This window comes from Fibrobacter sp. UBA2449, assembly GCF_002342555.1.
In the GTDB taxonomy this organism is placed as follows: Bacteria; Fibrobacterota; Fibrobacteria; order Fibrobacterales; family Fibrobacteraceae; genus Fibrobacter.
In genome coordinates this window covers 207,963-221,333 of sequence record NZ_DDQF01000006.1, presented here as the reverse complement: position 1 = coordinate 221,333, position 13,371 = coordinate 207,963, and the positions used below count along the sequence as shown (strand labels likewise).

Sequence of the window (13,371 nt, the reverse complement as noted above, 5' to 3'; positions counted from 1 at the left end):
CTTTCGGCGGAGACTCTCGAGAAAATCGAGGAGTTTGTGAACACGCCCAGTGAACCGTCGAAAAAGTCGAAGGCTGCAAAATCTACGAAAAAGTAAATCGTTGGTGTATGAATAACGAACCGAAGTTTTCGGAACTAAAAAAAGGCGACAAGGCCGAAATTATTGGATACAACACGGGTGATTCTCAGTACAAGTCCAAGCTTTTATCGATGGGGCTTGTGCGCGGCGTGGTGCTGCAGGTTTTGCAGGTGGCACCGCTCGGCGACCCGGTAGAGGTGAGCGTGCTTTCGTACAGGCTTTCGCTCCGTAAACAAGAGGCTAACGTACTCAAGTTGAGGAGAGTCTGATGCCTATCGAGAAAGAAGTTTTCACGATTGCGATTGCAGGCAACCCGAACTGCGGAAAGACGGCGCTCTTTAACTCGCTGACCGGCTCGAACCAGATTGTGGGCAACTGGCCTGGCGTGACTGTTGAAAAGAAGGAAGGCCAGTTTAAGCTCGACAACCACACGATTCGCGTGGTGGACTTGCCGGGTATTTACGCGCTGTTTGCAAACTCCGAAGACGAACGTGCCGCTCTCGATTACCTGCTCAAGGGCGAGGCGGATCTGGTCGTGAACATTCTAGATGCTACGAACCTGGAACGCAACCTGTTCCTCACGAGCCAGCTGATGGAAAAGGGCGTGCCGATGGTCCTGGCGGTGAACATGATGGACATCGCGGCGAGCCGCGGCATCCATGTGGACCTGCACAAGCTCGAAGAAATCCTCGGCGTGACGGCGATTGGCCTTACGGCGGTGTCGCCCAAGAGTTGCGAAGGCTTCGTGAATGACTTGCACAAGTTGCTGCACAACAGCCGCGAATTACCGCTCCCTAAGCCGGTCAAGCATTCCGAAGTCCTTGAAAAGCTGATTGAAGAAATTGCGGTGCCGCTCAAGCCCGTGGCGGACAAACTCGGTGCTAGCCCCCGCTGGACGGCGGTGCAGTACCTGGAGCATAGCGGGCGAGTGCTGGAACTGGCCGACGAACTTGGTGTCGAAATCCCGCATGACAAGATTGAAGAAGACTTGGGCGAAGAGGTGGAATTTGCATTGGCCGATTCCCGCTATTCCTATGCCCGCGACATCGCGAAGGCGGTCATCCGCGACAACACCAATAAGCGTACGCGAACCGACAAACTCGATAAACTTTTCCTGAATCGCATTTTGGGAATTCCGCTTTTCCTTATTGCCATGTATCTGGTGTTCTGGTTTGCGGTGAAAGTCGGCAGCGCGTTTATTGATTTCTTCGACATTTTGTTCGGTGGCATTTTCGTGGACGGCATGACGGAACTGTTGACGAAGGTTGGCGCTCCGGGCGTTGTCGTGGCGCTGTTGGCGAATGGCATCGGTACGGGCATCCAGACGGTATCAACGTTCATTCCGGTTATCTTCTTCATGTTCCTTTGCCTTTCGTTCCTAGAAGATTCCGGCTACATGTCGCGTGCGGCGTTCGTGGCGGATCGCTTTATGCGGTTCCTCGGGCTCCCGGGAAAGGCTTTCGTGCCGATGATTGTGGGCTTTGGCTGCTCGGTGCCGGCGCTCATGGGCACGCGTACGCTCGAAAACAAGCGGGAAAGGTTCCTTACTTTGTTCCTGGTGCCGTTCATGAGCTGCGGCGCGCGCCTCTCGGTGTATGCGCTATTTGGTGCGGCGTTCTTCGGCGAAAGCGCAGGAACGCTCGTGTTCGGGATTTACCTGACGGGCATCGTGATTGCTTTGATTTACGGCCTGCTCTTGCGCCATACGGTTTTCATGGGCAAGGAATCGACGTTCATCATGGAACTGCCGCCTTACCATCTGCCCAAGGTGCGTAACCTTTTTCGCCACGCATGGCTCCGCCTCAAGGAATTCGTTTTCCGCGCGGGCAAGGTCGTGCTCATCATGGTGACGGTGCTTGGCTTTATGGGCTCTGTCGGAACCGATGGAAGTTTTGGTAATGACAATAACGAAAAGTCGGTGCTGAGTGCCGTGGGCACGGTGATTACGCCGGTGTTCGAACCCTTCGGCGTCGAACGCGATAACTGGCCCGCTTCGGTGGCTCTCTTTACGGGGCTCTTCGCAAAAGAGGCGATTGTCGGAACACTCAATTCGCTGTATGCCATCGAGGGCACGGGCGACTCGGCTCCGGAAGAAACCGCCGCGGACGAAGGCTTTAGCCTGAAATCTACGGTGAAAGATGCTCTCGTGAGTGTCCCGGCGAACCTGGTAGAAGTCTTCACCTCGATTGCAAACCCGCTGGGCGTCAAGGATGCCATCGATGAATCCGAAAGTGCCGGAAACGAAGGCGCGTACAAGACGATGCAGGCGCATTTCAACCTCGGTCGCTTCCAGGTGCTGGCCTACCTGCTGTTCATCTTGCTCTATGTGCCGTGCCTTGCCGCCATGGGAACCGCTTTCCGCGAACTCGGACGTTTTTACGGGACACTTATGATGGTGCTTCAGACGGTTATCGGCTGGAGTCTCTCGGTACTGTTCTTCCAGGTGACCTGCGGGCATTCCGTCGCATTAATCGTGACTTCACTCGTGTTTCTCGCCGGTGTGGTCGTGAGCCTCGTGCTGATTGGCCGCGACCAGCGCAAAAAGAAAGTGTTCGAGTAGAAATGAATAAAAAGAGGTGCCCCGCTCGGGACACCTCTTTTTTATATCCGAAAAAAACGGAGCTTGCTGCTGTAATCATGCAGAAGAGACAAACCACTAAACAAACAATCGAGGCCGAAGGCCAAGTCCTTGTTCGCGTGCGAGCTCATCTCTGAAGCTAAACACTAGTAAAGCAAGGCGAACACCATACCCGGCCTAAAGTACTTACCGGCGGTGTACTTGAGGGCCGTGCTGTGGAGCAGCATGAACAGCGCGCTCGTTTCAACCTTGTTGGCCTTCGCGATGCTGCCGAATGCCTTCGTAAAGGCGGGCAGGTTGCGGGGGAGCTTCGGGCTGATGCGGCTGTCGGCAAGGAGGGCGCCCTTCTTCAGGAGTTCCTTGTGCATCTTGTCGGCGGCGGTAGCGCTGAGGCCGAATGCCTTCACGAGGGCTTCCGGGTGCAGGCGGCAAGAACCGTTGAATCCTTCCGGTGCGGCGAACGGGATACGGGCTTCTTCGTAGAGGTTGCGGATCATGGAATCACCCATGTCAGCAGCCTGCTTTTCCAATCCGTGGTGCATCATGGCGCACATGATGCTGTACTGGATGCCGATCCACACGTCGTGAGCCTGGAAGTTGAATTCGTCGAGCGGTGAGCCGTCCTTGCGCACAAGGTTTGCGGCACCGATGAGCGGGCTGTTGGCCTTGTAGTTCGTGTTGAATATGCGGAGCAGGTTTGCCTTCGCCTTCTTCTCGTCGCTGATGGGCTTGAGGCCGAGCAGACGGAGGTAGGTGTCGGCGAGCATCGTGTCGGCAAATACATCGTCGCAGTCGTTTGCAATCTTTGCATTCCAGCTGGCGGTAAAGGCGTCCTTGCACTGGGCGGTGAGCCAAGCCTTCTTGAGGCCGCGAAGTTCGTTCTTCGAAAGTTCCACGTCGCTCGGGATTTCGCCCGAGTTGAGCCATTCGTTGATGGTCTTGAGGGCGGCCTTCACGTTGGTGCCGTCGATAACGAGCGTGTCCTTGATGGCGTCGGCCAGTTGCGGGAGCTTGTCTGCAACCACATCCTTCGCTTCCATCGGAGTCACGAAGAAGTGGTAGTAGCCTTCGGCTTCGTCCCACAATGCTTCATCGAATTCCTTGTTGGCGGCATCGGCCTTGGCGTTCCAGGTGTCGGCCTGTGCCTTGTCGCCGAGGATTTCGGCAATACGCGCCGCAGCGCGGAGACCTGCAATCCAGAGGCTACCGCAGTACACGGAAATGCCGTGGCTGGAGAGGTTGTCGAACGTGTCGTCGGTACCGTGGGTGAGCGGGAAGTTTTCGCCTTCGTTCACCATCTTTTCGAGGTACTGCATGGCGGCGTAGACGGCTTCCTTGCAATCCTGCAAGTTCTGCTTGTCCTGCGTCTTCACGTAGTGGCGGAGCACCATCAGCACGTACTTCGGAGCGAGATCCTTCCATTCCTTCACGTTGTGCCAGTCGTAGGCATCGGGTTCGGCGTCGAAGGGGCTTCCGAGGTCGTGAATCACGGCGCCACGCACGGCGCGCGGGCCTTCAAGTTTCGGATCCGGGAGGTCGGCGAACGGGTGGTTCACGTATTCGTGGTGACGGCGACGGTTGTCGTTCACGGCGAGAATAGCGTCACCGAAGCGCTTCATCACCACACCGTCGAGGCGCGGCATCAAAGCCATGAGGCTGAAGCTGCCGTAGAAGTAAACGTCGAGGGAGTTGAAGAACGGATAGTCGGCGCATTCACGGACGAGGAAGCGGTCATCCTTGTCCCACACGGTGGCTTCGGCGAGGAAGCTGAGCGTGTTGAGGGCGAGGCTCTTGAATTCATCTTGCTTGGCGGCAGTCTTGTAGAGCTTTGCCACAGCCTTCTTCGGGACGAGAGCCTCGAATGCCTTGATGCGTGCGTCGAAGTTCTTGTCGGCGGCGAGTGCTTCTTCGAGGATGGCGCCCACGCGGCCATAAGCTTCGGGGAAGAAAGCGGTGTACTTCTTGGCGGAAGTAAGCTTGTTCAGCTTGATTTCGGGGAAGTCGAGCACCAGGTTGAACTGGAAAGAAACCTTCTGCTTCGGCTTGAGAACCGCGGTAACGGCGACGGCGCCGGCCATCGTCTCGCGGCCGCTGTAAACGTTCTTGACCCAGGCTTCGCAAACGCGACCGCTGCGGAGAGCGCCCTTCAAAACAGAGGCGGCGTCATCCTGGTAGAACATCGGCTTCACGGAAACGTTCAGGTTATCCTTCTTGTTCCAGGCGACAGACACGCCCATGCAACCGTTGAAGTCGCTTTCGGCGAGCGGCTTTTCGTTGTAGAATTCGAGACCGCGGACTTCGCGACCGTCCTTGGCCTGCTTGCTGAACTTGACGCCCTTCGGGAAGCGTGCGGCGGGCACGAGCACAAAGCTCGAATCCTGAACGCCCTGGCGGTCCTTCTTGGCCATGTAGCCGGCGATGCAGTCCTGAACCTGCACAATCGTGATTTCGCGGGTTTCCTTGGTGGTATTTTCGAGAGTGAACACGGTCGCGTTCACGGGGAGGCTGGAGAGGCGTTCGTCACCCGGGGTCACGTAGCTGGACTGGGTCTTGGTAATCGAGATGCCCTTGCCTTCGTACTTGGTTTCGCTCACCGGATAGAGGGCGGCGTACTGCATCTTGGCGGCATCGTAACCGGCCTGGCCCAGGAATACATTGTCGTTTGCCCACGCGGCGGTGAGTGCGCCCTGACGCACAACCTTTTCGCCAACGACACCGTTGAAGAAGTCAATGACGGCGCTGCGGTTGAGTTCGGCTCCGGCCTTGTTCAAGAGAGCCGCGGTGCGGTCGCTCCATTCGATGTGCCAGCGTTCAAACGCGGCCTTGTTGTTCTTGAAGAAATCCTTTTCGGCGATGGCCTTGTTGAGCTTGGCCTCGGCCTTCTTTTGGTTGGCAAGTTCTGCGGCGGTAAAGAGAGCTTCGCCCTTGGCGTCCACGAGCGGGTACTTGGCGAGCATCTGCGTGAAGCCGGCGAAGTCGCCGATTTCAAGCGCGGCCTTCGCGCCAATCACGGATTCGCGGAAGAAGAAATTGTTGAAGCGGAGGTCGGAGGGCTTTTCGGTGCGGACCTGCACGCCTGGCATCACGTTCATCACGGGAGTGGTGCCGGCAGGCGTGGCGGTGAATGTCGAGCCGATACCGCCGACAGCAATACCCGTGGTAGAGGGGGTCGTAGAAAGCGGGGTGTACCAGGGCTGGATAAATTCCACGGCGAGGCCCGGGGTCATCAGCTTCTGGACGGAACCGGCCTGTTTGGCGCCGGCGAGGTAATCTTTGATGCTCATAGTAGGTTCCATGAATTGGGGTTAAATTTTTACAAGTATAAAATTACAAAATAAAAAAGGCTCCGCGCGGGCGGAACCTTTGAAAGATGCTTGTGGGGCCCGGGTTAGAAGTCCTTCATGCAGCGGACGGGGTAAAGGTCTTCCTTGTATTCCCAAGAGGAGGACATGGTTCTGTCTTCGAATGTGAGGATGAACACTTCGGCGCCATCGGCTCCGTCGACGGGAGTAGCCGTCCAGAATTTCGTAAATTCAGCGATTCCGGAATATTCATAGGTGTAGACGGTATCGCCGTAGTCGTCCTCTCCGAGATAGGTGTCTCCATAGCCTGTGCCGATACCGTAGAAACCGTAGGTGTCTTCGCCCGGGACTCCATTCTTGGAATTCCAAAGCACGTCGTCATAGGCGTCGAAGTTCGTTGATTTCAACTGGATGCCCGAGATGTCATCATTCTCGTCGAATCCGTTGTCCTGGGCGATATCGCCGTGGTCGTAGTCATAGAAGATGAAGTCTAGCATTTTTTTGAAGTCGTTCGAGGTGGGGATGCGCCAGCCCTCGGGGCAGATGCCCTGGTGCTTGTTCTTGATCTTGAGGGTGGCGTCCTCATAATTATAGCGATTGTCAAGGTTCATCGCCTCTGCCCAGCTGTAGAGCCTTCCGAAACGCTTGCAGTAATCCTCGTCGTCATTGTAGCAGTGGCCTGCGCTTGGGTCGTTGAGGTTTTCGCCCATCCAGAGCTGGTCGCCGATGCGCACGACGGAGTGCTTCACGCTTCCGACGGTTAGGTCGGCTGTGTAGTCGCGGTAGCTGCGGCTATCCTTGTAGTCATAGCCGTTGGGGCCGACTGTGCTAGGAGTGTTGTCGTCACCGTCCCGGTCGCGGAGGCTGCCGTGGTTTCCGTTGTCGATGCTGCCGTTCGTGCCTGAGTCTTCGGTACAGGCGGCAAGTCCGAATGCCATCGTCCCAGCGATGGCAATCATGGCTATTTTTTTCAGATTCATGTGAATACTCCTTGGTAGAATCGTTGAAAACATATATTTTCTCTTGCTTGAAAAATAAGCTTTTTTTAATAAAAAAGTTATCTTCGCCCAGATTTTTTTTTCATTTTATCGGCTAATCCTGCATTTTGTCGCTTTTTGTGGCAAAATTGTGCTATTTTTAAGGTATGAACAAGCTGATGTCGTTCCTTATTCCCGGCCTTTTGGTAATCGTGGCGTTCGCGCTGGTCAAGACATTCCTCGTCCCGCCCGACATTGCCGTTAGGGAGTGGTTCGTGTACCTGACCGCGGGGGTGACTGTGTTCGGCGTGGTAATCCCGTGTGTCATCTATTACCTCACGACGCCTCCCGGAATCGACCACAAATAGGGCTGATTTGGGGCTAATACTCCAAAGGCGAACATTCCCTTGCCAGTTTTTTGGTTCCTTTGGGCAATGCAGAGTGTAAATTACTGTTATGCTTGACTTTAACATCTTCTACCGTTTGGCGGCGGCGATAGGCTTGGGCCTCATTATCGGCATGCAGCGCGAACATACGTATTCGGACCAGTCGGATCGGCATCCGGCCGGCGTGCGTACGTTTACGCTCGTGGGGCTTGCGGGGGCCATGGCTGCCCTCCTCTCCGACCAGATGGGTGGCGCGGCTCCGTTCATCACGGGGTTTGTGGTGGTGGGCATGCTCCTGATGGCGATGCATGTGTCGTTTGCGATAGGCCACCGTCGTCCGGATGCGCGCCTGGGCGATACTCCGGTGGGGGGCGACGGCATCACGACGAGTGTTGCTCTGGTCATCGTCTACCTGCTCGGCGGAATCTGCTGGTACGGCCGCCTGCTTGAATCCTGTATCATCATGGTCGTGATGCTCTGGGTGCTGTCGGCGAAGGAACAGCTACATGCTTTCGCGCAGAAACTTTCGAAGGAGGATGTCCTCGCAACGGTCAAGTTCGCAGTGATTTCGGCTTTGATTTTGCCGTTCCTGCCGAACCAGGCTTACGGCCCGCCGGGACTCGAGGTGCTGAACCCGCATACGATCTGGCTGTTCGTCGTGTTTATCTCGGGCATCGGGTTCGTGGGCTACGTGCTCATCAAGGTCGTGGGGCCGGGCAAGGGAATCTGGCTTACCGGACTCCTGGGCGGGCTTGCGAGCAGTACCGCGCTTACACTCAACCTTGCGGGCCGCAGCCGCGAGAACGAGGATTACGCTTCGGACTTTACGCTCGGCATCGTGCTCAGCTGGGCGGTGATGTATGTGCGCCTCTACCTTATCTGCATCTTTTTGAGCGGTGTGTTGGCAAAGCCCTTGCTGCTGCCGTTGCTTTTGCCGGTGGTGCCCGCGCTCGGGTATGCGCTTTATCTCAAGATTCGGGAATCACGCAACCACAGGCAGAAGAGTACGGATTTTTCGAACCCGTTCAAGCTTTTGCCCGCCATCAAATTCGGCATCGTGTTCACCTGCGTGATGTTTGTCGCGAATGCGGCTCGCGTCTACCTGGGTTCGGGGGCGCTCCTTGCGTGCAGCTTCCTGGGGGGTGCCGCCGAGATGGACGCGGTGGCGTTTTCCGTTATCGACATGAACCTGAAGTCGGGACTCGGCGTGCGTGAACTCGTGCTTGCGCTTTTGTTCGCAAGCCTTGCCAATACGCTCACCAAGGGTGCTCTCGTTTTTGCGCTCGGTGCGAAATCCATGCGCAAGCCGATTTTGCCTGCAGTGGTGCTGATTTGCCTTTTGACCGCGGGTTTGATTGGGTATTACATGGTCTAGGGGGTTGGTCATGGCTGATAAACTGATACATGCGCTTACTGTGGCCGGCTTCGACGGAAGTGCGGGTGCAGGCCTGCTTGCCGACATCAAGACGATGGCGCATTTCGGCGTGTACGGCCAGGCGGTGTGCACGGCCCTAACCGAACAGAACGAGGAAGAGTTTATTGCCCCGGGCTGGGTCATCTGGGACCGCATCGAGGCGCAACTTGCGATGCTCTATAAAAAGCACAAGTTCAAGTATGTGAAAATCGGGCTTGTGGAAAAGGCAAAAATTCTGAAGCGGATTGTTGAATTTGTCCGTAACGAATCTCCGGACGCGTTTATCGTGTGGGACCCGATTGCGAGTGCATCGGCTGGTTTCCACTTTATGCGCGATGCGGAACTGGACGAGTTCCTGCCCGTGATGAAGTCGATAGACCTCGTGACCCCGAACCAGGACGAATTTGCGTACCTGGGCCTGGGGCTTGCGGCTTCGCGCGGGTATGTCGAACTGGGCAAGGATTTTGCGGTGCTCCTGAAGGGCGGGCATGCGAAAGGGAAAGAAGCTGTCGATACGCTGTGGTACGGAGACAAACAGTACAAGTTTACGAGCCCGCGGCTCCCCGGCAAGGGGAAGCACGGCACCGGCTGCGTGCTCAGTTCTGCAATCCTTGCGAACGTAGCGCTCGGGCACGACTTGCCTGAAGCCTGCCAGATAGCGAAGAACTACATGGACGAGTTCCTCCAGAGCGGGGAAGGGTGTCTCGGGTTCTTGGTATAGTTAAGAAAAAGGGCCCCGCAGTGCGGGGCCTCTTTCGTTATTAATCGTCGTCTTCAGCGGGGCGCTTCGACATCTGCTTGCGCTTGATCGGGTCGAGCTCGGTCTTACGGAGGCGGAGGATTTCCGGCGTCACTTCGATGCATTCGTCTTCGTTGATGAAGGTGACGCATTCTTCCAAAGTCATGCGGCGGTACGGGGTCAGCTGGATCATGTCGTCAGCGGACTTGGAGCGCATGTTGGTGAGGTGCTTGCCCTTCGTGACGTTCACGATGATATCGACGTCGCGGTTGTGTTCGCCCACAATCATGCCCGGATAAACTTCCGCACCCGGTCCGATGATGAGGTAGCCGCGGTCTTCCAGGTTCGAAAGCGCGTAGCTTGCTGCTTCGCCCGGTTCCTTCGCGATAAGCACGCCGTTGATGCGGGTCGGGATTTCGCCCTTGTACGGCTGGTATTCCTTGAAGAAGGACTGCGTAACGGCGTAACCCTTCGAGAGCGAGAGGAGCTTCGGGCGGATACCGATAAGGCCACGGGAAGGCACGATGAACTCGAGCGTCACGCGGTCGTTATCGTCGGTGACCATGTTCACCATTTCGCCCTTGCGCTGCTGGATTTCCTGGATGCAGGCGCCGCTGAATTCGCTCGGGACTTCGACCTTGAAGTCTTCGACCGGTTCGAGGAGCTTGCCGTTCTCGTCGTTGTGGAAAATCACCTGCGGAGATCCGATGGTGAATTCGTAAAGTTCGCGGCGCATGTTCTCGACGAGAATCGTGAGGTGCAAAATACCGCGGCCCGAGACCTTGAACGTGGAGGCGCCGTCGACCTTCTCGACGAGGAGGGCGGGGTCTGCCATGTGGGCGCGTTCCAGACGTTCCTGGAGCTGGTTACCCGTCATGAACTTGCCACCGTACTTGCCGGCGAGGGGCGAGGTGTTCACGGTGAAGATCATGGAGATGGTCGGCGGGTCGATGTGGATGCGCGGCAGGTGCTTCGGGTTGTTCGCTGCGCTGATGGTATCGCCAATATCGAACGTGTCGAGGCCCGCGATGAGCACGATTTCGCCCGGACCGGCTTCGTCGACCGGCTTCGGGGTGAGGCCTTCGTAGCGCAGGATCTTCTGCGGGCGGACAGTCTTCACGGTGCCGTCGGTAAAGGCCTGTGCGTAGGTCTGGTTCGGCTTGAGCACGCCCTGCTGCACGCGGCCCACGGCCAGGCGGCCAAGGAAGGTCGAGTATTCGAGCGATGCAATCTGCAGGAGCGGTTCCGCTGCCGGGTCGCCCTTCGGGGCCGGAATGCGCTCGATAATCTTGTCCATGAGGATGCTGAAGTCGCCGTCCGGGTCTTCCATCTCGGCCTTGCAGATGCCCTTGCGACCGGAGCCGAACACCTTGTCGAAGTCGAGCTGTTCTTCGTTGGCGTCGAGCTCGCAGAAGAGGTCGAACACCTTGTCCAGCGCCCCGTGCGGGTTGCAGCCGTCGCGGTCGATCTTGTTCACCACCACGATGGGGATGAGTCCGAGTTCGAGGGCCTTCTGCGTCACAAAACGGGTCTGGGCCATCGGGCCTTCGAATGCGTCTACGACCAGCAGAACGCCGTCCACCGTACCGAGAACGCGCTCCACCTGGCCACCGAAGTCGGCGTGCCCCGGGGTATCGACGATGTTCACGCGGTAGCCCTTGTACATGACGCTCGTGTTCTTGCTGAGGATGGTGATGCCGCGTTCGCGTTCCAGGTTGTCGGAGTCCATCACGCGTTCGTTGACTTCTTCACCTTCGTGGAAGGTTCCACACTGCTTGAGAAGCTGGTCCACCAGGGTGGTCTTGCCGTGGTCAACGTGGGCGATGATGGCGACGTTTCTGATTTTTGACTGGTCCATAGAATCTGCCTGTGTTTTAATTTTTGCGCCCAAATTTAGAAATTAAAGATAGAAATGGCAACGTTTGAGGGGTAGGTTTACTATATTTGGGCTACTATGGCAAAAGAATTAGACGAATTTGAAAATGACGACGAAATGAGCGAGGAAGCGAAGGAGTTCTTCCCCGAGGAACTTCCCGAAGATTCCGCGGTTGTCCGTGACTACAGCGAACGCCGCATTCTCATCTGGGAAGAGGACGATGCAAGGCGAAACGCCTGCCTCGAAGTGCTTTCGGACCTCATGGTCGGGGCCACCTTCAAGGCGGTGAAGACCGAAGCCGAAGCCATGGAGCAGATCGAAAACGACGACTGGGATACCTTTGTCGTGGATTTCTACACCGAGGGTGTATCGGCGAGCGAATTCATCAAGTGCGTCAACAACTACCCGGGTTCTATCCTCGTCGCCATCAACATGGCGCCGCTCACACTCCCCGACGAACGCGACCCGGCCAAGACCGAACTCCTGCGCCGCCTGTTCGACATGGAAAAGCCCGTGGCGCAGCTGCACGCCTAGATTCAAATTTTATTGCGGAATTAAAAAACAGGCCGGCAAGGATGCCGACCTGTTTTTTACGCATACGCAAAGCGTATGCGCGAGGCAAACGCAGTTTGCCGAAGTTTTTTTTCCCTCGGGAGGGTCTTAGGGAGGGGTTGCCCGCCCTTGTCTCATTACTCGCAGAAGCTTGCAACGCCCGGGGTCGGCGTCCCGAGACACCAGTTTTCCGGGTTCTCGCGGTCGTCCCAGCCGGAAAGGTCGAACTGCGAACTCTTGGTGGTCGAGGTCGAACCGTTCAGCGGTACAGCCGAAAGGTGGAGGCTGTCGAGTTTGCCGTAGTAGACGGAGTCGATAATCTCGCCGTCGCAGTGCAGCACGATGGCTGCCGCGGTGGATGAGTTGCTCTTGGTGAACGTGGGCATGAGTTCCGTGTGGCGGTATTCCTCGGGCGTGTTGGGGTTAGTGTCGTTTCCGAGCACGAGGGCTTCGCGAGGCAGAATGGAAAGCGGCTCGATGGCGGCTGATTCCTTGGAATTCGTGCTCTTGCCGATGAAGCAGTTTTCGACATCGATGGTGTCGTTGCTCCCGTTGTAGATTTCGATGAAATCGAACTGCGTGGAGTCGGACTTGACGGGGTTTACCAGGAACTCGCTGATGACCAGGTCACCCGTTCCTGCCACCCTCCGCGAAGCCGGGAGCGGGAGCGAAATCCCGAGGTTCACGTCCGCCGCGATTTCGATGGCGAGGGCGATCCTTGCACGGAGCGAGTTTATCTTCAGCTCGGGCACTGGGCTCGATTCGTCTAGCCTGAACGTGTCGGAAAGGCTGAAGATGGCAATCCCGTCGGAATTGGAAAGCTCGATGCGGATCCCGTAATCCCTTCCGAGGGGGAGAACCCCGCTCTTGAAGATGGCGGTCGAGCCCTCGACGGCCATGGGATATTCGAAAACATCGGCTCCGGAGCTGAGCGTGAGCGTTCCCGAGGCGATACCTGCGGGATTCCCGAATCCGAGAGGAATTTCGACGTAGACGAAACCTGCGACAGCATGCATGGGGATGGCGAGATTTGTGTTTTCGCCCGCTTCGAGCTTGGCTTCGATTTCGCCGATCTGCATGAGTTCGCCGTTTGCATAGAGCTTCGCGGAGAATTTCCAGCGTTCGTGCGGGAAGAGGTCGAGCCTGAATTCGGCTTCGCTACCGTCCTGCACCAAGTGCAGGGTGTCGGCGCCTTCGCAGTCGAGGACGAGGCTGTCGAGGAGTGGGGTGTCGCTGTGCTCGAGACGGAGTGCGATCCTGGCGGTCTCGCTAGAGACGGTCAGGGCGTTGTCCTTGGTTTCGCTTTCGCCGCAGTTCCAGGCGGAAAGGGCGCAGAATCCGAGCGCCATTGCGCATGCGGTTTTCTTGATTTTTTGTGTAGGGAGCATGTAACCTCCTTGGTTTTTGTGTTGTCCCTACACATAAAAACGGCTGAAACGGGAAAATGTTCCTTTTTTGCCGTTTTTTTT

At 56.7% G+C, this 13,371-nt stretch carries 10 protein-coding genes; 6 read left to right on the top strand and 4 right to left on the bottom strand.

All coding sequences use genetic code 11. From position 1 onward, the window contains the following. Nucleotides 1-107 precede the first annotated feature (107 nt). A complete protein-coding gene (locus tag B4B27_RS04305; protein WP_072799394.1) occupies nucleotides 108-347 on the top strand; it encodes a FeoA family protein in 240 nt (79 codons plus the stop codon). Then, on the top strand, nucleotides 347-2,638 hold the full coding sequence (gene feoB / locus B4B27_RS04300) for a Fe(2+) transporter permease subunit FeoB (protein WP_290724018.1): 2,292 nt from the start codon (nucleotides 347-349) through the stop codon (nucleotides 2,636-2,638). The genes B4B27_RS04305 and feoB overlap by 1 nt, the downstream gene beginning before the upstream one ends. Nucleotides 2,639-2,802: 164 nt before the next feature. Here feoB and B4B27_RS04295 read toward each other — a convergent pair whose 3' ends face one another. Both B4B27_RS04295 and B4B27_RS04290 read right to left on the bottom strand, forming a co-directional pair. After that, a complete protein-coding gene (locus tag B4B27_RS04295; protein ID WP_290724016.1) occupies nucleotides 2,803-5,940 on the bottom strand; it encodes a GH116 family glycosyl hydrolase in 3,138 nt (1,045 codons plus the stop codon). Between the two features lie 104 nt (nucleotides 5,941-6,044). Continuing rightward, nucleotides 6,045-6,938 (bottom strand): FISUMP domain-containing protein, encoded by an 894-nt coding sequence (locus B4B27_RS04290; RefSeq protein WP_173381907.1) that lies wholly within the window; start codon nucleotides 6,936-6,938, stop codon nucleotides 6,045-6,047. Nucleotides 6,939-7,102: 164 nt separating this feature from the next. Between B4B27_RS04290 and B4B27_RS04285 the strand changes: the two genes are divergently transcribed. From B4B27_RS04285 to B4B27_RS04275, 3 genes are all read left to right on the top strand, one after another. Further along, the gene (locus B4B27_RS04285) at nucleotides 7,103-7,303 is read left to right on the top strand and encodes a hypothetical protein (RefSeq protein WP_173366857.1); all 201 of its coding nucleotides are present in this window, start codon (nucleotides 7,103-7,105) and stop codon (nucleotides 7,301-7,303) included. 88 nt (nucleotides 7,304-7,391) lie between these two features. After that, nucleotides 7,392-8,696 carry an MgtC/SapB family protein gene (locus B4B27_RS04280; protein WP_290724013.1) on the top strand — a complete coding sequence of 435 codons (1,305 nt, stop codon included), beginning with the start codon at nucleotides 7,392-7,394 and terminating at the stop codon, nucleotides 8,694-8,696. A 10-nt stretch (nucleotides 8,697-8,706) separates the two neighbouring features. Continuing rightward, nucleotides 8,707-9,456, top strand: coding sequence for a hydroxymethylpyrimidine/phosphomethylpyrimidine kinase (locus B4B27_RS04275; RefSeq protein ID WP_290724010.1), 750 nt, complete (start codon nucleotides 8,707-8,709; stop codon nucleotides 9,454-9,456). A 40-nt stretch (nucleotides 9,457-9,496) separates the two neighbouring features. On the opposite strand, the gene typA is transcribed toward B4B27_RS04275, so the two are convergent. Further along, a complete protein-coding gene (gene typA / locus B4B27_RS04270; RefSeq protein WP_290724008.1) occupies nucleotides 9,497-11,332 on the bottom strand; it encodes a translational GTPase TypA in 1,836 nt (611 codons plus the stop codon). A gap of 96 nt (nucleotides 11,333-11,428) precedes the next feature. On the opposite strand from typA, the gene B4B27_RS04265 reads away from it, so the two are divergent. Continuing rightward, a complete protein-coding gene (locus tag B4B27_RS04265) occupies nucleotides 11,429-11,884 on the top strand; it encodes a hypothetical protein (RefSeq protein WP_173366078.1) in 456 nt (151 codons plus the stop codon). Nucleotides 11,885-12,039: 155 nt separating this feature from the next. Here B4B27_RS04265 and B4B27_RS04260 read toward each other — a convergent pair whose 3' ends face one another. Continuing rightward, the gene (locus B4B27_RS04260; RefSeq protein ID WP_173381902.1) at nucleotides 12,040-13,290 is read right to left on the bottom strand and encodes a lamin tail domain-containing protein; all 1,251 of its coding nucleotides are present in this window, start codon (nucleotides 13,288-13,290) and stop codon (nucleotides 12,040-12,042) included. Nucleotides 13,291-13,371: the final 81 nt, after the last annotated feature.